This window comes from Pseudomonas sp. Leaf59 (genome assembly GCF_920984685.1).
Taxonomy (GTDB): Bacteria; Pseudomonadota; Gammaproteobacteria; order Pseudomonadales; family Pseudomonadaceae; genus Aquipseudomonas.
Map to the genome: position 1 here is coordinate 45945 of NZ_CAKLBR010000019.1, position 18766 is coordinate 64710.

General features: G+C 63.6%; 16 protein-coding genes and 3 pseudogenes. 8 read left to right on the forward strand and 11 right to left on the reverse strand.

The window, feature by feature from the left end:
- The first annotated feature begins 29 nt into the window (after nt 1-29).
- A complete protein-coding gene (locus tag LUB09_RS18810; RefSeq protein ID WP_231423371.1) occupies nt 30-1196 on the forward strand; it encodes a GGDEF domain-containing protein in 1167 nt (388 codons plus the stop codon).
- Nucleotide 1197: 1 nt separating this feature from the next.
- Here the strand turns inward: LUB09_RS18810 and LUB09_RS18815 are convergent.
- Nucleotides 1198-3386: pseudogene (locus tag LUB09_RS18815) on the reverse strand (ATP-binding protein).
- Between the two features lie 171 nt (nt 3387-3557).
- Nucleotides 3558-4409, reverse strand: coding sequence for a CAP domain-containing protein (locus LUB09_RS18820; RefSeq protein WP_231423373.1), 852 nt, complete (start codon nt 4407-4409; stop codon nt 3558-3560).
- 173 nt (nt 4410-4582) lie between these two features.
- Here LUB09_RS18820 and LUB09_RS18825 point away from each other — a divergent pair, with 173 nt between their 5' ends.
- Nucleotides 4583-5251, forward strand: coding sequence for a GNAT family N-acetyltransferase (locus LUB09_RS18825; protein WP_231423374.1), 669 nt, complete (start codon nt 4583-4585; stop codon nt 5249-5251).
- A 95-nt stretch (nt 5252-5346) separates the two neighbouring features.
- Here LUB09_RS18825 and LUB09_RS18830 read toward each other — a convergent pair whose 3' ends face one another.
- Nucleotides 5347-6450, reverse strand: coding sequence for an alanine racemase (locus tag LUB09_RS18830; RefSeq protein ID WP_231423375.1), 1104 nt, complete (start codon nt 6448-6450; stop codon nt 5347-5349).
- 70 nt (nt 6451-6520) lie between these two features.
- On the opposite strand from LUB09_RS18830, the gene LUB09_RS18835 reads away from it, so the two are divergent.
- Nucleotides 6521-7147, forward strand: a complete 627-nt coding sequence (locus LUB09_RS18835; RefSeq protein ID WP_231423376.1) for a helix-turn-helix transcriptional regulator — start codon at nt 6521-6523, stop codon at nt 7145-7147.
- Here the strand turns inward: LUB09_RS18835 and LUB09_RS18840 are convergent.
- Nucleotides 7135-7515: a RidA family protein gene (locus LUB09_RS18840; protein WP_209982509.1), complete on the reverse strand. Its 381-nt coding sequence runs from the start codon at nt 7513-7515 to the stop codon at nt 7135-7137. The two genes, LUB09_RS18835 and LUB09_RS18840, sit on opposite strands and share 13 nt — an antisense overlap.
- A gap of 186 nt (nt 7516-7701) precedes the next feature.
- On the opposite strand from LUB09_RS18840, the gene LUB09_RS18845 reads away from it, so the two are divergent.
- Together LUB09_RS18845 and LUB09_RS18850 are read left to right on the forward strand one after the other, a co-directional pair.
- Entirely contained in the window at nt 7702-8220 is a 519-nt protein-coding gene (locus LUB09_RS18845) for a sigma-70 family RNA polymerase sigma factor (RefSeq protein ID WP_209982507.1), read from the forward strand.
- On the forward strand, nt 8217-9131 hold the full coding sequence (locus LUB09_RS18850) for a FecR domain-containing protein (protein ID WP_231423377.1): 915 nt from the start codon (nt 8217-8219) through the stop codon (nt 9129-9131). Before LUB09_RS18845 ends, LUB09_RS18850 begins: the two co-directional genes overlap by 4 nt.
- Here the strand turns inward: LUB09_RS18850 and LUB09_RS18855 are convergent.
- Nucleotides 9128-9238: pseudogene (locus LUB09_RS18855) on the reverse strand (ABC transporter ATP-binding protein); the annotation flags it as partial. The gene LUB09_RS18850 and the pseudogene LUB09_RS18855 overlap by 4 nt on opposite strands.
- A 174-nt stretch (nt 9239-9412) precedes the next feature.
- Between LUB09_RS18855 and LUB09_RS18860 the strand changes: the two are divergent.
- Nucleotides 9413-9628 (forward strand): TOBE domain-containing protein, encoded by a 216-nt coding sequence (locus LUB09_RS18860; protein ID WP_003173733.1) that lies wholly within the window; start codon nt 9413-9415, stop codon nt 9626-9628.
- 61 nt (nt 9629-9689) lie between these two features.
- Here LUB09_RS18860 and LUB09_RS18865 read toward each other — a convergent pair whose 3' ends face one another.
- Nucleotides 9690-10829 (reverse strand): MalY/PatB family protein, encoded by a 1140-nt coding sequence (locus LUB09_RS18865; RefSeq protein WP_231423378.1) that lies wholly within the window; start codon nt 10827-10829, stop codon nt 9690-9692.
- 168 nt (nt 10830-10997) lie between these two features.
- On the opposite strand from LUB09_RS18865, the gene ggt reads away from it, so the two are divergent.
- Nucleotides 10998-12722: a gamma-glutamyltransferase gene (gene ggt, locus LUB09_RS18870; RefSeq protein ID WP_231423379.1), complete on the forward strand. Its 1725-nt coding sequence runs from the start codon at nt 10998-11000 to the stop codon at nt 12720-12722.
- A gap of 506 nt (nt 12723-13228) precedes the next feature.
- On the opposite strand, the gene LUB09_RS18875 is transcribed toward ggt, so the two are convergent.
- The 5 genes and pseudogenes from LUB09_RS18875 to LUB09_RS24125 form a co-directional block, all read right to left on the reverse strand.
- Nucleotides 13229-14749: an FAD-dependent oxidoreductase gene (locus LUB09_RS18875; RefSeq protein WP_231423380.1), complete on the reverse strand. Its 1521-nt coding sequence runs from the start codon at nt 14747-14749 to the stop codon at nt 13229-13231.
- 85 nt (nt 14750-14834) lie between these two features.
- Complete coding sequence (locus LUB09_RS18880; RefSeq protein WP_231423409.1) at nt 14835-15371, reverse strand: AAA family ATPase; 537 nt, start codon at nt 15369-15371, stop codon at nt 14835-14837.
- A complete protein-coding gene (pnuC, locus tag LUB09_RS18885; protein WP_231423381.1) occupies nt 15368-15931 on the reverse strand; it encodes a nicotinamide riboside transporter PnuC in 564 nt (187 codons plus the stop codon). Before pnuC ends, LUB09_RS18880 begins: the two co-directional genes overlap by 4 nt.
- Nucleotides 15932-16017: 86 nt before the next feature.
- A complete protein-coding gene (locus LUB09_RS24120; RefSeq protein ID WP_373460627.1) occupies nt 16018-16752 on the reverse strand; it encodes a methyl-accepting chemotaxis protein in 735 nt (244 codons plus the stop codon).
- Between the two features lie 123 nt (nt 16753-16875).
- Nucleotides 16876-17652: pseudogene (locus tag LUB09_RS24125) on the reverse strand (cache domain-containing protein); the annotation flags it as partial.
- Nucleotides 17653-17872: 220 nt separating this feature from the next.
- Here LUB09_RS24125 and LUB09_RS18895 point away from each other — a divergent pair.
- Complete coding sequence (locus LUB09_RS18895; protein WP_209982493.1) at nt 17873-18703, forward strand: undecaprenyl-diphosphate phosphatase; 831 nt, start codon at nt 17873-17875, stop codon at nt 18701-18703.
- Nucleotides 18704-18766 lie beyond the last annotated feature (63 nt).

The window sequence follows — 18766 nt, forward strand, 5'->3', positions numbered from 1 at the left end:
GTTGTCCAGGCTAGTGGCAGGGTGCCACAATGGCGCCTTTGTCATGGCAGGCGGAGCGGGCAGCTTTCATGAATGGCCTAGGGCGTGGGCAGGACCAGGATGGTTTTATCGAAGAGCAGGTGCGAACCGACCGTTTGCATCAGCTTTTTCGCCAATCCTTTTCCGCGATTTTCGGCAGCTACATGGCTGCCGTCATGCTCTGCTGGCTGTGTTGGGACCGTTTTGATCATCGCGTCATGCTCTTATGGCTGGTGGCGCTGGCGCTGACGTCGCTGCTGCGGGTCAAGATGTTCACCGACTGGTTCCGTTGCCCCAACAGCGAGCGCACCCCGCAACGCTGGGAGCGCCGTTACTGGATCACCCTCATTCTCTCGGCCGCCGTATGGGGCGCTGGTGCCTTTGCGCTGATGCCCACCGACGACCGTCTGTCACAAGTGCTGATCATGCTCTTTACCGTGGGCATGTCGGTAAGCGCAGTGTCCTGTTACTCGGTGTACCGCTCCATGACGCTGGTGTCCATCGGCCTGGTGTTACTGCCTTGCACACTGTGGCTGCTGCTGCAGCCGTCGCCCATGCAGGTGGGCGTGGGCATCGCCGTACTGGTGTTCTCCTCCTTTGTAGTCAGCGCCACGCGCAAGTTGTCCGATGCGCTGGAAAAAGCCTTCCGCCTGACCCGCCAGATGGAGCGGGCCCACAGCATCTCCACGCGCGCCGCACAGACCGACGAACTCACCGGCCTGATGAATCGCCGCGCGTTTTTTGAACATGCCCATGTGCTGTACGCGCAATGCCGTCATCAGCAGCAGCCGTTGTGTGCACTGATGATGGACATGGACCACTTCAAGGCGATCAATGACACCTACGGCCATCAGGCCGGCGACCAGGTGTTGCGCCAGATCGGCGGGGTGATCAGCACTTCGTTTCGCCAGGCCGATGTGTATGGCCGTCTGGGCGGCGAGGAATTTGCGGTGCTGTTGCCCAACACGTCACTGGAAACCGCTCGGGCCATCGCCGAACAACTGGTGAAGGCGGTTGCGGGACTGGCGTCCGAGCCGGTGCATGGCCTTACCGCCAGCCTGGGCCTGGCCTCGACCCAGGCCCAGGACCTCGACCTGCACGGTTTGATGAACACCGCCGACAAGGCGCTGTATCGCGCCAAGGCCATGGGCCGCAATCAGGTGGCCGTGGCGGAATAGCTCATTCCTGGGCCAAGGCCCTGGCCAATATCCGCGCGACCTGGTCGGCGGAGTAGGGCTTGGGCAGGAATTCGAAGCCTTCGTAGCCGCTGTCCGCCAGCTCGTCGCTGTAACCCGAGGTGAGTACCACCGGCAACTCCGGTCGCTGCTGGCGCAGCATCTTCGCCATGGCCACGCCGGTGATGCCCGGCATCACCACGTCCGAGAAGATCGCGTCGAACACCATGGCGTCGGCGCCCACCAGCGCCAGTGCCTGTTCAGCGTCGGTGGCCCAGGTGGTTTGATAGCCCAGGTCCTGGAGGATCTGGTTGGCGAAGCGGCCCACCTCCAGGTTGTCCTCCACGATCAGCACATGGCGCAGGGCGTTGTTCTGAATGAGCGTGAGCGGCTGTTCTTCGGCAGGCGGCTGCGCTCGCGCTTCGCCTTCCACCTGCGGCAGGTGCAGGGTAAACACCGTGCCTTGGCCCGGCGTGCTGGCCACATCGATATTGCCGCCCGACTGCTTGGCAAAGCCGAACACTTGCGACAGCCCCAGGCCAGTGCCTTTGCCCACCGCCTTGGTGGTGAAGAAGGGCTCGAAGATGCGCTCGCAGTTGTCGTCGGCAATACCCGCGCCGGTGTCGGCCAGGGACAGGCTGATGTGCGGCTGGCTCGATGAGGCCTCCCCACGGATGCGCGGCAGAGGCTGATCGCAGGCGACCTTGAGGCTCAGCGTGCCCTGGCCGTCCATGGCATCGCGGGCGTTGAGGGCGATGTTGATCAGCGCCGTTTCGAACTGGCTGGGGTCGATGCGCGCGTAGCAGGGCTGGTCAGGCAGCTCGACGCGCACATGAATGCGTGCGCCGGTGACGCTTTTGAGCATCTCGCCGATGCTGCGCACCCGCTGGCTCACGTCGAAGACTTCCGGGTTGAGCGGTTGGCGCCGGGCAAAGGCGAGTAACTGGCTGGTCAGCTTGCTGGCGCGTTCCACGGTGTCGGATACCGCACCCATGTAGCGCTGGCGACGCTCTTGCGACAGGCCGGGCTGGCGCAGAAAATCCACCGATGAGCGGATGATTGTCAGCAGGTTGTTGAAGTCGTGGGCCACGCCGCCGGTCAACTGGCCGATGGCCTCCAGCTTTTGCGATTGGCGCAGCGCGGCTTCGGCCTGGGCCAGCGCCAGGGTGCGTTCTTCCACGCGCTGCTCCAGCGTCGCGTTCAGCTCGGTGTAGGCAGCCAGGCCTTCACGCACGGCGACGTCGGCGCGCACGCGCTCGATATGGCCCATGAGCGTTCGGTGACTTCGCCCAGCAGGGCCAGGTCATAGGTCGACCAGAAGCGCGCCTGCCTGTCGTGTACGGCCATCAACGCAGTGAGTCGGCCATCCTTGATCAGCGGCATGCAGATGGTGGCGGTCACGCCCAGGGCCTGGAAGTTGACGGACTCGTGGGGCGGCAGTTCTTCCAGGTTGTTGCGGATCACCAGCGGCTGGCCGGCGCGCAGGCAGGTGACGGCCCGTTCACCGAAGTCGGCCAGGCGGTAGCGGCCGAGGATACTTGGCATACCCTGCGCCGACCATTCGCCACGGAGGGTGAAGCCGTCTTCGTCCGCATCCATGTCGGCATAGGCGCAGATGGACACCTGCAGGTGTTCGGCCAGCAGCTGCGTAGTGGACGTCATGATCGTCTGGGCATCGGTTGCGCTGGTGACGCTGCGGCCGATGGCTTCGAGCACCGTCAGACGGCGGGCGAGGAATACCGTGGGGGTGGTTTCAGTCACGGTGTCGAGCATGCCGACCACGCGGCCCTGGGGGTCGCGGATCGGGCTGTAGCAGAACGTGAAGTACGCCTGCTCCGGCATGGCTTCACGTTCAATCACCAGGGGAAAGTTTTCGATATAGGTGGCATGCCCTTCGAACGCGTCGGCGACGATGGGGCTGATATCGTCCCAGACTTCATGCCAGATCTCGTTGAATGGCCGGCCCAGGGCCTCGGGCTTGTTGCCGAGAATAGGCGCAAACGCATCGTTGTAGAGCGTGATCAGCCGGGGGCCCCAGATAATCGCCTGGGGAAAGCTGGAGGCAAAGCACAGCGCGACGGTGGTCTTGAGCACGTCCGGCCATTGATCAGGCGGCCCCAACGGCGTACTGGCCCAATCATGCTGGCGTACCCGCTCAGCCATGCCGCTGCTGCCCTGCAGCCAATTCATCATCGGGTCAACACCTTATCTGCCACGGTTCGAGTATTGCCTGAAATGTCAGGTCGCCAGTTACAGACCTGAACGATCGTCGCCAGTTCAGCGCAATTGTCTACTAGGTGGCACTTTGATGCTCTATCCAATCGGATAGAGAAACATCAGGTTTTTTGGGCCGCCGCCCAAGGGTCACTGGGCGGCAAATACGGCGGTCCAGTAAATGCCCGCGTCGCTTTTCGGGTCCATCGCGTAGGCGGCGCCCAGTTCACGAAATTGCGGGTTCATCAGGTTGGCGCAATGGCCGGGGCTGGCGAGCCAGCCGTCGACCACCTTGCGCGGCGTATCCAGGCCAGCGGCGATGTTTTCGCCGATGTTCTTTGCGATATACCCGGCCAGTTCGGCGCGGTCGCCAGGCGTGCGCCCGTCGTGGTCCAGGTGATCGAAGAAGTTGCCGTTGGCCATGTTGCGTGTATGGCTGTTGGCGGCGCTGGCCAGGGTGTCGTTCCACGACAGTGGCGTGGTGGCGGCAAATGCCTGGGTGCCGCACTGGCGCGACTGTTCGCGCGCGGCGTTGATCAGGTTGAGCACTTGCCGGCCTTCGGTCTGCCAGTCGCCCAGGCCGCTGGTGAGCAGCGGGCGGGCGAGCACGATGCGCCAGTCCTGGCCACTGTTGCTCACGCCGATATCGACAAATTGCGGGTCCAGCACCACCCGGCAGAAACTCTCACGCACCGCCTTCATCGCCGCCTGGGCATCCCTGGGGCCGGACAGGCTGATGGCCTGCACATTCACCATCGGGTAGGCTGCGCGGGCCAGGGCCTGCTGCAGATCGCCGACATTGTTGGCCGGCAGCACCAGTCGCGTATCGCTGGCCAGCGGCGGCAGTTCCTGGGAACCCTGGTCGCCGCAGCGCTGCACCTGGCTGCGGTACTCGTTGATCTGTTGCACCAGCTGACTTTCTTCATTCGCCATCGCGCTGGCGCAGAACACCGTACTGGCGGCCAGCGTCGTGAGACCCATCATCAATGACAGAACGCGCATGGACGTTAACCCTTGAACTTGAAAGTGCCCATGATGCGCGATGTAACCCGGTCTGGTGCAACGCCTTTTTTGTTTTTTTGCGTCAGCGGTTGTTTGCGCACGGCGTGCGGGCACTGACCGGGCGGCTACGGGTACAATCGCGCCAGTCTTGAAGCGAAGCCCCAGGAATGTGCATGTTCAGCCTTACCCGCTACACCACGCCGTGCCCCGAGCCGGTCAACAGCCAGATTCTGCAGATGGTGGTGGACAACCTCACCGACATCAGCAGCGTTGCGTTGCCGCCGAGCAATCTGCTCTACAACCTCTATCAGTACGCCATCGGTTTTGAGGTGCACCTGTATCTTGAGGCCTTGTCGGGGGAGAAGGGCATTGCGGTCGAGTTGATCGTGGCCACCGACGATAGCGAGCCGGAAAAGGTCATCGGCTTTCTGCTGTACCTGCCGGTGAAGAATGACCCCGAGGCCTGCGGCGTGGCCTTTATGGCCGTGCAGGCCGGCTGCCGACGCCAGGGCGTGGCGCGCGCGATGATGGGTGAGGTGCTGGCGCGTTATCCGCACGTGGAGCTGGGGTGTGCGGTTGAGAAGGTTGCGGTGTTTGCCGCCATGGGGTTTCAGGTGCTGGGCGGGCGCGGAACGCAGGTGGTGATGAATACCCGCGATTACCGCTCGGATGGGTTGATGGGGGTGCTGGATGTGGCGTCCATCTATGGCTCGCTGGAGGTGCGGCAGATTCATGCGTATCTGCTTCAGAAGCATGGCAAGCGGGCGATGGTGGATGCGGAGAAGCAGCGCGACCGGCATTTGGATCAGTTGGAGCACAAGGTTCGGTTGTTTTTGGGGTAATGGGATTGGATCAAATGTGGGAGCGGGCTTGACTGACTGGCATTAAGGCAAGCCAGCTTCCACAAACATCGAGTCAGATTGATGGGGTTGTCGTTCTACCAGCCTCGCAGGCGGGGCCAGTCCTGGCGTTGGCCGTTTTTCAGCAGTGCGCTGTAGCTGCCGAACTGGGCGCCTGTCGCGCAGGCGTGATTGGGCAGGATGCGCAGGCGTGTGCCGAGCGGAAAGCGGGTGACCACGTCGAGGTCGTGGTGCGCGAAGTGCGCTACGCCATGTTCCTGGTTGGCGCTGCCCAGCAGTAATCCGGTGATGGGCTCGCCGTGCTCATCACAGACCTGGCCATAGCCGAAATCGTGCTGTTGGGATTGAGTGCCACGGTCGCGGCTCATGGCCATCCAGCCGCCATCGGTGATGATCCAGCCCTTTTCCGGCTGATGGCCGATGACCGTGGTGAGCACGCTCAAGGCCAGTTCGTCGAGGCGGCATACGCCGATGTTGTGCATTACCAGGTCGAAAAACGCGTACACGCCGGCGCGCAGCTCGGTGACGCCGTCCAGGTGCGCCGCCGACAGCGCAGTGGGCGTGGAGCCGACGCTGACCTGGGGGCAGGGCTGACCGCTGGCGCGAATGCGCTCGGCGGCCTCAACGCAGCGGGCGCGTTCCTGTTCGGCGATGGCCTGCAACGCGTCGGGCGTGTCCAGGCCGTAGCTTTCCCCGGCATGGGTGATGACCCCGGCGAGCCTGTCGCCGAGCACGGCGGCAATCTCCAGCAAGAGCGGGGCCTGCGGCTTGACCCCGGAGCGGTGGCCGTCGCAGTCGATCTCGATCATGACCGCGAAGGTCGCGCCGTGTTCTTTGCCGAAATCGACGATGGCGCGGGCGCCGGCAAGGCTGTCGGTGATCAGCGTCAGCGCGCAACCACGGCGCCACAATGCCAGCGCCTGGGGCAGTTTGTGCGGGGCAATGCACACGGCGTAGAGAATGTCCTCGATGCCCAGCGCGAAAAAGTACTCGGCTTCCTTGAGCGTCGACACGGTGATGCCGCGAGCGCCGGCGGCAAGCTGCGCGGCCACGACTTGCGCGCATTTATGGGTTTTGACATGGGGGCGCAGGTGCACGCCCAGGCTGTCGGCGCGCTGCTGCATGCGCTGGATATTGCGCTGCAGTTTGACCGTGTCGAGCAGTGCGGCAGGGGTGTCCATGGTTGCAGCTCCACAAAGGGGGACGGCGGCCAAATTGACGGCCTGTCCAGGACTGGATATGTTGTCTTGCATGAAAAACCTCTCTATCGAACACACTCACCTGATCAGCCAGCTCGAACAGATTGCCGAAGGCTTGAGCAAGACCTTCAGCCCCTTCTGCGAAGTGGTGCTGCACGACTTGCGCGACCCACAGCACGCGATCCTGGCCATCCATAACAACCTCTCCGGGCGCCAGCCCGATGACCCGGCCACCGAGCTTGGGCTGGCGCGGATTGCCGACCCCGATTACCCGCAAGTCATTGCCAACTACCAGAACCAGTTTCGCGACGGGCGTCAGGTCAAAAGCACCTCGATCGGCATCAAGGACACCAGCGGCCAGTACGTCGCCGCCTTGTGCATGAATGTCGACCTGTCGCTGTTCCGCGGCTTGCAGGGCATGCTCGAACAGTTCAGCAGCGTCGGCGATGACACACCGGGCGAATCCCTCGACCCCTCCGGCGCAGATGTCATCCGTGCGCGCATCGATCAATTCGCCGCCCGCCTGGCCACCACCCCCCGCGCGCTCAAGGCTGCTGATCGCCGCGTGCTGATGCAGGAGCTCAAGGACTCGGGCTGCATGGACGTGCGCCGGGCCATGGAGACGGTCGCGTCACACCTGGGCGTGTCGCGCGCGGCGGTCTACACCTACGCCAAATAGCGCGCCACCGCTTCGATTTCGATCAGATAACCATGGTGCAACTCCGGCACCGGCACCACCGCGCGGGCAGGGCGGTGCTCGCCCAGCGCGGCGGCGTAGAGGCGGTCGAACTCTGGCCAATGCGCGATGCCGGTGACATACACCGTGACCTTGAGCAAATCCGCCGGGGTGCCGCCGCTGGCGTGCAAGATGGCCAGCAGATTGCCCAGCGCAATCTGCGCCTGTTCGGCAAATGACGCCGAGAAGTTATGGCCGCCGTCCGGGCTGACCGGCAATTGTCCGGAGATATACAGCGTGCCGTTGTGGCCCACTGCCTGAGCATAATGACCTGCGGGCGCAGCGGCGTCTCGGGTGTGGACAGTCTTCATGGGGCCTCGCCGATCAAGGTGGTTATCCAGCGTTTGGATAAAATATCCATAACAAGACAAATAGTAAAGACAACTTTTCCAGGCCGGTTTCTAAACGACCTGTTTAAAAGATCGTGGTGTGCCAGCACGATATTAAATAGAATGAATCTCATTTGAGACTCAATCGCGCCGTGCAGGTGGTTTGCCATGAATGATGCCGTTGTCCCCACGCACGCCCCCGAACCGACCTTGTCGAGCCTTTATCGCGATCATCGCAGTTGGCTGGAAGGCTGGCTGCGGCGGCGCCTGGGCAATGCCTGGGATGCCGCGGACCTGAGCCAGGATACGTTCCTGCGGGTATTGGCCAGCGCGCAGCCGATTGCGCAGATGCAGGAGCCGCGCGCGTACCTGGTGACGGTCGGCAAGCGGCTGCTGGTCAACTTTCATCAGCGGCGCAGCCTGGAACAGGCGTATCTGAATGCCCTCGCCAGTTTGCCGCCAGCCTGCGTACCGTCGCCCGAGCAGCGCTGGCTGCTGCTGGAAACCCTGCAGGCCCTCGATGAACTGCTCGACGGGCTGCCTGCGCCGGTGCGTCGTGCCTTCCTGTGGAGCCAGCTCGAGGGCGTGGGCTATCGCGAGATCGCCGAGCGGCTGCAGGTGTCCGAGCGCACGGTGAAGCGCTACATGGCCCAGGCCTATGAGCATTGCCTGCTGGTGGACGAATGAGTCGCGAGGTCGCGCGGGCAGCGGCGCACTGGTTGGCGCTGGTGGAGTCGGGCGCGGCCACCGAGGGTGATCATGCCGCCTTGCAGCAATGGCGCGACAGCCATCCGCAACACGAACAGACCTGGCAGAAAGCGCAGTCCCTGCGTCAGCGTTTCAGCGAGTTGCCCCAGGCGCTGGCGCTGGCCAGCCTCGACCGTGCGCAGCCAGGTCGGCGCGCCGTGCTCAAGCGCGCCCTGGGGGTGGCGGTGCTGGTGCCGACCGCCTGGCTGATCAGCCGACAGCTGCCCATCAAGGCCTGGCGCGCCGACCTGCATACCGCCACCGGCGAACGCAGGCGCCTGCCCCTGGCCGAGGGCGCCAGCCTGCAACTCAATACCGCCACGGCGGTGGATGTGGACCTGGCGCGGCGGCATCTCACCCTCGTCGAGGGCGAGCTGGCGTTGAAGGTGCCGGGGCCGTCAGCCCTGCAGGTGCAGACGCGCTACGGGCAGTTGAGGGTCAGCCAGGCCGAGGTGTGTGTGCGGCAACTGGCGAGTGGTTGCCGGGTGTCGGTGCTGCAGGGCGCGGTGCAGGTGCGTGACCTGACGGGGCAGATGACGACGTTGCACAAGGGTGAGCAGGCCCCGTTGAGCGCGGTTGGCCTCGGGCGCACAGCCCCGTTCGATGTGACGCAGCCGGACTGGCGCGACGGTGTGCTGACCGCGCAGAACCAGCCCTTGGGCGACTTCCTGCGTGAGCTTGAGCGTTACCGCCCAGGCGTGCTGCGCTGGGACCCGCGCCTGGAAGCCTTGCGGGTCACCGGCAGTTTTCGCCTGGAAGATACCGACCGTATCCTCAACCTGCTGGCGCAAACCCTGGGGTTCGAGGTGCAGGCACGCACGCGGTTCTGGGTGACATTGACCGCCGTCTAGATCACATGGGCCTGCTGCAACTCGGTCAGGGCCTGCGCCTTGAGCCGGGCCAGCAGCGGGTCACGGCGGTCCCTGGGGTGTGGCAACTGCACCGCCAGTTCCTGCCTCGGCGGGCAAAACAAGGCAATTTGTTGATCAGGGGTTGGCAGGCGAATAGTTCATATATATCCATATCGAATAAATAAAGAGTTATATATTCCTTTTGATTTATTGGTTGATAGCGCATTTTGAGGGCCTGCGCATTCGTGCGGATTGACCCAACAGCCAACAGGAAAGCCGACATGACCATTAAAGCGATCAACGTGCGCAACCAGTTCAAGGGCGTTATCAAAGAGATTCTGCTGGGCGAAGTGGTGTCTGAAATCGACGTGCAGACCGCGTCCGGCATCGTCACGTCAGTGATCACCACCCGTTCGGTGCGTGACCTGGAATTGAAGGTGGGCAGCGAAGTGATTGCATTCGTGAAATCGACGGAAGTGTCCATCGCCAAATTGTGAGGGCCTGCACCCATTGATGCAGGCGCTCACCGCAACAGGAGCTCACAGAGGTTCACGGGTTTTAGCGCAAGGCCCGTTCCATACGCTGCAGGCCTTCCTCGAGCATCGACCGTGGGCAGCCGAAGTTCAGCCGCACGAACTGCTGGCTGTCATCGCCGAACTCAATACCGGCGCTCAAGCCTACCCTGGCCTGTTCCAGAAAGAAGCGCTGCGGGTCTTCCAGGCCGAGGGCGCTGCAATCCAGCCAGGCCAGGTAAGTGCCTTGTGGCGCGTGCATCTTGACGCCGGGCAAGCGCGTGTTCACCGCGTCCAGCAGGTAGTCGCGGTTGGCTTGCAGGTACTGCTTGAGTGCGTCAAGCCACTCGCCGCATTGGCTGTAGGCGGCGCGGGTGGCTTCCAGGCCCAGGGGGCTGACGCTGTCGACCATGCCGCAACGGGCGTTGTTGAAGTGTTCACGTACCTGGGCGTTCTGCACCACGGCGAAACAGGTCTTCAAACCGGCCACGTTGTAGGCCTTGCTGGCCGACATCAGGGTAATGGTGCGCTGGGCAATCTCGGGGCTGAGGCTGGCGGTGGGAATGTGGCGGCGGCCGTCGAAGCACAGCTCGGCGTGGATTTCATCGGAGATGATCAACGCGCCGTTTTCCAGGCAGGCGTTGGCCAGTGCCAGCAGTTCTTCGCGGGGGAACACCTTGCCGATCGGGTTGTGCGGGTTGCTCAGCAGCAAGGCGCCGGCACCCTTCAGCGCCTCGCGCATGGCGGGCATGGGCGTGACGTATTCGCCGTCGACCAGCACGAATGGCACTTCGATGCGCGGCAGGTTCCAGTGGCCGGGCGCCAGGCGGATCGGCCGATAATTGGGGGTTTGCAGCACCACCGGCTGGCCCGGTTGCACAAAGCCGCGCAGCGCCATATTGAAGCCGGGTTCGACGCCGGGCAAAAACAGCAGCTCTTCAGGCTGGACGCGCCAGGCGTACTTGGCCCACAGGTCGGCGATGATCGCCTCGCGCACGTCCGGGCCGGCCACGCTGTAGCCGAGCACCTGCTGGTCGAGCCGCGCGTGCAGGGCTTGCAGCACGGCCGGTGGTGCGGCGATGTCCATGTCGGCGATCCACATCGGCAAAACGTCGTGCGGGTAGCGGTTCCACTTGGTGCTGCCGGTGCCGAGGCGGGAGTGGATCGTATCGAAATCAAAGCTCATGGGCGGGCTCGTATCAGGGGGGCGGACAAACAATGGCGGCGATTCTAGCGCAGGCGCGAGCACGCAGGTTCTATCCCCGACAGGTTCTGTACTAAAAACGGCACCGCGCTGGGGATCGGCGCCGGGAAGGGCTAATTTGGTGCATCTCAATCAGCCGAGTATCCATGGATGAATTACCAACCCTTCAGCCGCACCTTGATCGCTACCGCCCTCGTCTTCACCGTCAGCGCAGTGCAGGCCGCCTCCCAGGCCCCGGTCGGCGGTGAAAACGGCATGGTGGTCACGGCCCAGCATCTGGCCACACACGTGGGCGTGGATGTACTCAAGGCCGGCGGCAACGCGGTGGACGCGGCCGTGGCCGTCGGTTATGCGCTGGCGGTGGTGTACCCGGCCGCAGGCAACCTCGGCGGCGGCGGCTTCATGACCGTGCAACTGGCCGACGGCCGCAGGACCTTCCTCGATTTTCGCGAAAAAGCACCGCTGGCGGCCACCGCCAACATGTACCTCGACAAGGACGGCAACGTCATTGACGGCCTCAGCGCCAAGGGCCATCTGGCTGTGGGCGTGCCCGGCACCGTGTCCGGCATGGAACTGGCGTTGAGCAAGTACGGCACCCTCAAGCGCGCCCAGGTGATCGCCCCGGCGATAAACCTGGCGGAAAACGGCTTTGCCCTGGAGCAGGGTGATATCGACCTGCTGCACACCGCCACCGGCGAGTTCGAAAAGGACAAGGACCTGCGCGGCATCTTCCTGCACAACGGTCAACCGCTGCAGGTCGGGCAGAAGCTGGTACAGAAGGACCTGGCCAGGACCCTCAAGGAGATTTCCGCCAAGGGCAGCGACGGTTTCTACAAGGGCTGGGTGGCCAAGGCTCTGGTGGCGTCCAGCCAGGCCGGCAAGGGCATCATCACCCAGGCCGATCTGGACAATTACAAAACCCGCGAACTGGCGCCCATCGAGTGCGATTACCGCGGCTACCATGTGGTCTCGGCGCCGCCGCCAAGCTCGGGTGGCGTGGTGATCTGCCAGATCATGAACATCCTCGAAGGCTATCCGATGGCCGAGCTGGGCTATCACTCGGCCCAGGGCCTGCACTACCAGATCGAAGCGATGCGCCACGCGTACGTGGACCGCAACAGCTACCTGGGCGATCCGGATTTCGTCAAAAACCCTATCGCCCACCTGCTGGACAAGGACTACGCCGCCAAGCTGCGTGCCGCCATTGAGCCGCAAAAGGCCGCAGACTCCCAGGCGATCAAACCAGGCGTGTCGCCCCACGAAGGCAATAACACCACCCACTATTCCATCGTTGATCAGTGGGGCAATGCGGTGTCCGTTACCTACACCCTCAACGACTGGTTCGGGGCCGGCGTGATGGCCAGCACTACCGGGGTGATTCTCAACGATGAAATGGACGACTTCACCGTCAAGGTGGGTGTACCGAACATGTACGGCCTGGTGCAGGGTGAAGCGAATGCCATTGCACCTGGCAAGGCGCCGCTGTCGTCGATGAGCCCGACCATCGTGACCAAAGATGGCAAGGCCGTGATGGTGGTGGGCACGCCGGGTGGCAGCCGCATCATTACTGCGACCTTGCTGACCATCCTCAACGTGATCGACTACAAGATGAACATTCAGGAAGCCGTGGACGCACCGCGTTTCCACCAGCAGTGGATGCCGCCGGCCACCAACCTCGAGACTTTCGCGGTCAGCCCGGACACGCGCAAGATCCTTGAAAGCTGGGGTCATACGTTTGCCGGCCCGCAGGACGCCAACCACCTCGCCGCGATCCTGGTGGGCGCGCCGTCACTGGATGGCAAGCCGGTGGGGAAAAACCGCTTCTATGGCGCCAATGACCCGCGCCGCAATACCGGGCTGTCGCTGGGTTACTGACGGGAGCCCCTTGGCCAGCGTGTTTGACGGGGCGCTCCAGATCAAAAGCAAAATCGCGGCGGCCTGAGAGCCGACCGGAATAGGGGCGTGTAAACACGATCAAATGTGGGAGGCTCCGCCAAGTCTTCGACTTAGCGCTGTCGCGCAGCAAACTGGAGCCTCTGTGGCGAGCGGGCTTGCCCCGCGTTGGGGCGCGAAGCGCCCCCAATCAAGCAAAACGCGGTGTACCTGATATGGCTCAGCGTCTGGTTTTGGGGCTGCTGCGCAGCCCAACGCAGGACAAGCCTGCTCGCCACAGGGAATCTGCGCTTGTGGGCTTATTGTGGCGAGCGGGCTTGCCCCGCGTTGGGGTGCGAAGCGCCCCCAATCAAGCAAAACGCGGTGTACCTGATATGGCTCAGCGTCTGGTTTTGGGGCTGCTGCGCAGCCCAACGCAGGACAAGCCTGCTCGCCACAGGGAATCTGCGCTTAACTGAACGGCATTAGGGCTTGCCCGCTCCCACAGGTCAGTGCTGGGTCTGACGGATCAGCTCAAGCGCTTCGGCCTTGCCCAGCGGTTGCCGCATGCGCCGGGAAAGACGCGCCATGGCCTGCTGATACTGGCAGGCGATCACCGCCTCGACCTGATCGTCGCGGCAGAGCAGGGCGATGAAGGTGTGGCGTTGCAGGTCGCCTTCCAGGTGCAGGCGGTTCCAGTGTTGCGCACGCCCGAGCACCTCGAAGGTGTTGCCGAAGTGGTAGGTCCAGAAGAACGGCACGTCACTGAACGCCTGCGTATCGCCGAGCATGTTGCGCGCGGCCAGCACGCCCAGTTGCTGAGCCAGGCGCCAGTGTTCGATGCGCACCGGCAGCTGTTGCCAGGCGAAGGTGACATTGTCGCCGGCGGCCCACAAACCCGGTGCCAGTTGCAGGTGAGCGTCGGCGCTCAGTGAATCGTCATCCGCATGCCTGACGCCGTGAACGAAGGCGGTGGCAGGCTTGACGCCGACGCCCATCAGCACCAGGTCGGCGGCCAGTCGCTTGCCGTTTTTGAGCAGCACGGTGCTGACGGCGCCATGACCGTCGAAGCGCTCGGGCTCGGTGTTGCTGTGGAAGATCACCCCGTTGTCTTCGTGCAGTTGGCGCAGGGCCGCGCCGATACGCCGGCCCAACTGCGCCGCCAGCGGTATCTCGTGACGACTGACTACTTGCACCACCAGCCCGCGCTGGCGCAGCGCCGAGGCCGCTTCGAGACCGATGAAACTGTCGCCGATAATCACTGCGCATGCGCCTGACTGCGCGGCGTTGGCGATGCGCGCGGCGTCGTCGCGGCTACGCAGTACGAACACGTTACTCAGTACCGCGCCAGGGATGTCCAAAGGCTGTGCTGCGCCGCCGCTGGCAACCAGCGCAGCGTCATAGTCGAAGCGGCGCCCGTCCACCAGTTCGATGCATTTGGCGGCGGCGTCCAGGCGTTTGACCTCGCCGTGAATGCCGAAGTCGGCGAAGCTGTGTTCCAGCAGCAGCGGGGTATCTTCAGCGGCCATTTCCCCGCTGATCACGAATTTGCTCAAGGCCGTGCGGTCGTAGGCGGGATTCGCTTCGCGGTCGATCCACAGCAGGCGTCCGGCGAACCCTTCGCGTCTCAGCGTGGCCACGGCCGCCGTGCCCGCAGCGCCCGCGCCAATGACTGCGAAGCAGCGCGCGTCGAGGCGTGGAACCGGCGGTTCAGCCGCAATGGGCTGGTCGCCGACGCTGACCACGCCGGCATGCACCTGCACCGGGTATTGCCTGAGTCCGACCAGTGCCGGCGGTTCCATGACGGCGCCGCTGTCCACGGCAAAGGCGGCTTTGTGCCAGGGGCAGATCAGGTGCCCGTTGCAGATCACGCCGTCTTCCAATGGCGCGCCGGCGTGGGGGCAATCGGCCTGGAACGCACGCACCTGGTCGCCAATACGCAGCAGCAACAGCGGGTGCGCCGCCGTTTGCACCCGGACGGCACGGTTTTCGGGCAAATTGATCAGGCGGGCAACGATACGCAGGTTCATGGGCCAGTCTCCTTTAGAAGGTTGACTGGCGGTGCGGCAGGCGGACTGCGTCGGCCCGATAGTCGGTAGGCGAAGCAACGAGCGCCTAGGGGCGAGGTGGCTGATCCAGCAATTGATGGACGGCGGCGAATGCCTCGGCGCGGCGTGCTGCCCATTGGCCGCGAATCACCAGGGCAGGCTGGCGGTGCCGTTCGATCCAGTCCAGGCTGCTCTGGAAAAACGCGCGACGGTCCGCCAGTGCCGGTTGACAGCGCTGGCCGTCGGCAGTCCAGTCGACGTCTTCGGGGGACAGCAGCAGGTGCAGGTCGTAGTGACGGGCCAGCAGTTCTTCGTCCAGCCAGGCGGGGCAGTCGCCGAACAGGGTCAGGCTCCACAGCTGGTTGGTCAGCAGGTGGGTGTCGAGGATCAACAGGTGCGGCTGCTGCGCGCGTGCCGCGTCTTCCCAGGCCAGTTGGCCACGGGCGATGGTCGGTATGTCCGCAAAGGTAGTGTCGCGCTGGTGGTGATCGATAAAGTGGCGCACGTATTCACCCACCATCAGCCCGCCAAAATGCCGATGCAACTCCGTCGCCAGCCAGCTTTTGCCGCTGGACTCAGGGCCCGCCAATACCACCACCTTCATGGGCGCAACGCCGGGTCGGCGCGCCATTCACGCCAGCCTTGCACAGCGATCACGGTGAACAGCGCGTAGAGCGCGGCCGTGAGGTAGAGGCCTTTATAGAGAAACAGCCCGACGAAGATCACATCCACCGCTATCCACAGTGGCCAGCATTGCACGCGTTTCTGCGCCATCCACATCTGCGCCACCAGGCTGAAGCCGGTGAGGGCGGCATCCAGCCAGGGCTGCGCGGCATCGGTCCAGTGCGCCATGGCGGCGCCGAGCAGCAGGCTGCCAAGCGCGCCAACCGCGAGGCTGACGAGGATTGCCGGGGCCTTGAGGCTGGTTACCTGGCGGCCCTGCCTGACTTCGCCGGCGCGGGTCCACTGCCACCAGCCATACACTTGCAGCGCGGCGTAGACCACTTGCAGCAGCATGTCGGAATAGAGTTTCACGTCGTAGAACACCCAGGTGTAGAGCAGCACCATCACCAGGCCGATGGGCCAGCACCAGGGGTCCTGCTTGACCGTCAGCCAGACAGCAATCACCCCCAGGGCGGCGGCGAACAATTCAAGCCCGGACATGGCGGTACCTTGGGAGCGTGGAAGAGGGCGGTGATTGTACCCAGAGGTCGCTGGTCTACAAAACACAGCCACTCTACACGGTGACGCTAGATCCTGAATTGGCGCAGCAGGCTGTCGAGTTGTTCACTCAATCCGCGCAACTGCGCACTGGCTACGCTGGACTGTTGGGCCGCCAGCGCGGTGCTCTGGGAGAGCCCCGCTGCCTGGGTGACGTTCTGATTGATGTCTTCCACCACCTGCGCCTGCTGCAGGGTCGCGCTGGCGATCGACGCGTTCAGGCCGTTGAGGTTGTGCAGCGCCTGGCCGATGGCGGTAAGGCTGGCGCCGGCCCGGCCGGCCTGCTCGATGGTCAGTTGCGAGGCGCTGTGGCTGTCGCTGATGACCTTGACCGCCGCTTCCGAGTGGCCTTGCAGGCGTTCGATCATGGCCTGGATTTCGGCGGTGGATGTCTGCGTGCGCTGTGCCAGCAGCCGCACCTCATCGGCAACCACGGCAAAGCCACGGCCTTGCTCGCCGGCGCGTGCCGCTTCGATGGCGGCGTTGAGCGCCAGCAGATTGGTCTGGTCGGCAATCGAGCGGATCACCTCCAGCACGCTGCCGATCTGCGTGCTTTCGCTGGAGAGGGTGCGAATCACGTCCACGGCCTGGCTGATGGTGCTGGAAAGCTGGTCGATCTGCTGCAAGCTGCTGTCGATATTGACCTGGCCCTGTTGCGCCTGGGCCTGGGCGTCGCGCATCTCGCTGGCGGCGTGTTCGGCGTTTTTCGCCACGTCCTGCACGCCGTAGGTGACTTCGTTGATCGCGGTGGCCACCAACTCCATCTGCTGCGACTGCTGCTGGCTGCGGTCATGGGCCTGACTGGCGTTGGTGCCCAGCTCCACGGACGAGTGGCCCAGAGCGTTGGCGCAGGTCTGCAATTGCCCCACCACCAGGCGCAGCTTGGCGGTAAAGCTATTGAAGTGTCGGGACAACTGGGTGACTTCGTCGCGCCCGTGGGTGTCGAGGCTGCGGGTCAGGTCGCTTTCACCGCTGGCGATGTTGGCCATGGCATTCACCGCCGCCTGTAACGGCTGCACGATGCTGCGCGCGATCAACAGCACCAGCAGCGCCATCACCAGCGCGATGCCCAGGCCGATCAGCGAGGCTTTCCACACCTGGCCCTTGAACTCGGCCTGCACGTCGTCCACGTACACCCCGGAGCCGATGATCCAGCCCCAGGGTTCGAACAGCTGGATGTACGAGGTTTTCTGCACCGGCGCTTCGGCGCCGGGCTTGGGCCAGCGGTAATTGACGATGCCGGCGCCCTTGGCCCTGGCCAGGCCCACGAACTCGTTGAACACCGCAAAGCCGTCCGGGTCGCGGATCGCCGAGAGGTTCTGGCCGTCGAGTTTGGGGTTGGCCGCGTGCATGATCATCACGGGCGTGAGGTCGTTGATCCAGAAGTAGTCGTCATGGTCGTAACGCAGGCCGCGCACGGCGCTCAGGGCCTGTTTCTGGGCGGCGTCGCGGGTCATCACGCCGCTGGTTTCGAGGGTGTGGTAGTAGGTGAGGATGCCGCTGGCGGTCTGCACCACGTGCTGGGTCTGCTGGCGCTTGGCCTGGTAGAGGTCGTCGTGGATCTGCTTGAGCATCAATACGCCGAGGGTCAGCAGCATCAGTACCGCGACGATCAGGATCAGCCACAGACGGCGGCTGATCGACATAGTGCGCAAACTGTTCATCGTCCTGTCACTCCGGGCTTTTTATAATTGTGGGTGTTGCATCGACATTTGCGGCGGGTCTGATAGGCTTTCGGCCCGTCAGCGCAAAACCTGAGTACTGACTGATTTTTCACGGATTTTTTGCAGCCCTGCAGTGCGTGTCTGCGCCGGGTCGTGTCGTCAATGAACCACTTAAAAATAGAAATGAGGCGTGCCGTCGCGCATGACCTTTGGGGGAAGTATGGATTTTTGGACCGCCATTCAGGCATTGATTCTTGGCGTTGTGGAAGGGCTGACAGAGTTCCTGCCGATCTCCAGCACCGGCCACCAGATTATCGTCGCCGACCTGCTCAATTTCGGCGGTGAACGGGCGATGGCGTTCAACATCATCATCCAGCTCGGCGCCATTCTCGCAGTGGTGTGGGCGTTCCGGCGCAAGATCCTCGACGTGGTCACCGGCCTGCCGACCCAGCGCAATGCCCAGCGCTTTACCGTCAACCTGCTGATTGCGTTCCTGCCGGCGGTGGTGCTCGGGGTGATTTTCGCCGACCTGATCCATCACTACCTGTTCAACCCGATTACCGTGGCCACGGCGCTGGTGGTCGGCGGCATCATCATGCTGTGGGCCGAACGCCGTGAACACCAGGTGCACGCCGAAACCGTCGACGAGATCACCTGGAAGGATGCGCTCAAGGTGGGTCTGGCCCAGTGCCTGGCAATGATCCCGGGCACTTCGCGTTCCGGCTCGACCATTATCGGCGGCCTGCTGTTCGGCCTGTCGCGCAAGACCGCCACCGAGTTTTCGTTCTTCCTGGCGATGCCGACCATGGTCGGCGCAGCGGTGTACTCGGGCTACAAGTACCGCGACCTGTTTCAGCCGGCCGATCTGCCGGTGTTTGCCATCGGCTTCGTCACCTCGTTCATCTTCGCGATGATCGCGGTCAAGGGCCTGCTCAAGTTCATCGCCAACCACAGCTACGCGGCGTTTGCCTGGTATCGCATCGGCTTCGGCCTGCTGATCCTGGCGACCTGGCAGTTCGGCTGGATCGACTGGTCGGCAGCCAACGCATGAGTATCCAGCACCCACGCCTTAAAGCGCTGATTTTCGCGCTGTTGTGCGCGGCGCCGCTGCTGG

What these genes read in the sequence shown, in the direction of transcription:
- pnuC (WP_231423381.1), bottom strand. Translation starts at nt 15,931, where the DNA reads ATGTCCGGGCTTGAATTGTTCGCCGCCGCCCTGGGGGTGATTGCTGTC.
- ggt (WP_231423379.1), top strand. Translation starts at nt 10,998, where the DNA reads ATGAATTACCAACCCTTCAGCCGCACCTTGATCGCTACCGCCCTCGTC.
- LUB09_RS18820 (WP_231423373.1), bottom strand. Translation starts at nt 4,409, where the DNA reads ATGCGCGTTCTGTCATTGATGATGGGTCTCACGACGCTGGCCGCCAGT.
- LUB09_RS18880 (WP_231423409.1), bottom strand. Translation starts at nt 15,371, where the DNA reads ATGAAGGTGGTGGTATTGGCGGGCCCTGAGTCCAGCGGCAAAAGCTGG.
- LUB09_RS18830 (WP_231423375.1), bottom strand. Translation starts at nt 6,450, where the DNA reads ATGGACACCCCTGCCGCACTGCTCGACACGGTCAAACTGCAGCGCAAT.
- LUB09_RS18850 (WP_231423377.1), top strand. Translation starts at nt 8,217, where the DNA reads ATGAGTCGCGAGGTCGCGCGGGCAGCGGCGCACTGGTTGGCGCTGGTG.
- LUB09_RS18835 (WP_231423376.1), top strand. Translation starts at nt 6,521, where the DNA reads ATGAAAAACCTCTCTATCGAACACACTCACCTGATCAGCCAGCTCGAA.
- LUB09_RS18895 (WP_209982493.1), top strand. Translation starts at nt 17,873, where the DNA reads ATGGATTTTTGGACCGCCATTCAGGCATTGATTCTTGGCGTTGTGGAA.
- LUB09_RS18865 (WP_231423378.1), bottom strand. Translation starts at nt 10,829, where the DNA reads ATGAGCTTTGATTTCGATACGATCCACTCCCGCCTCGGCACCGGCAGC.
- LUB09_RS18860 (WP_003173733.1), top strand. Translation starts at nt 9,413, where the DNA reads ATGACCATTAAAGCGATCAACGTGCGCAACCAGTTCAAGGGCGTTATC.
- LUB09_RS18810 (WP_231423371.1), top strand. Translation starts at nt 30, where the DNA reads ATGGCGCCTTTGTCATGGCAGGCGGAGCGGGCAGCTTTCATGAATGGC.
- LUB09_RS24120 (WP_373460627.1), bottom strand. Translation starts at nt 16,752, where the DNA reads ATGGAGTTGGTGGCCACCGCGATCAACGAAGTCACCTACGGCGTGCAG.
- LUB09_RS18825 (WP_231423374.1), top strand. Translation starts at nt 4,583, where the DNA reads ATGTTCAGCCTTACCCGCTACACCACGCCGTGCCCCGAGCCGGTCAAC.
- LUB09_RS18875 (WP_231423380.1), bottom strand. Translation starts at nt 14,749, where the DNA reads ATGAACCTGCGTATCGTTGCCCGCCTGATCAATTTGCCCGAAAACCGT.
- LUB09_RS18840 (WP_209982509.1), bottom strand. Translation starts at nt 7,515, where the DNA reads ATGAAGACTGTCCACACCCGAGACGCCGCTGCGCCCGCAGGTCATTAT.
- LUB09_RS18845 (WP_209982507.1), top strand. Translation starts at nt 7,702, where the DNA reads ATGAATGATGCCGTTGTCCCCACGCACGCCCCCGAACCGACCTTGTCG.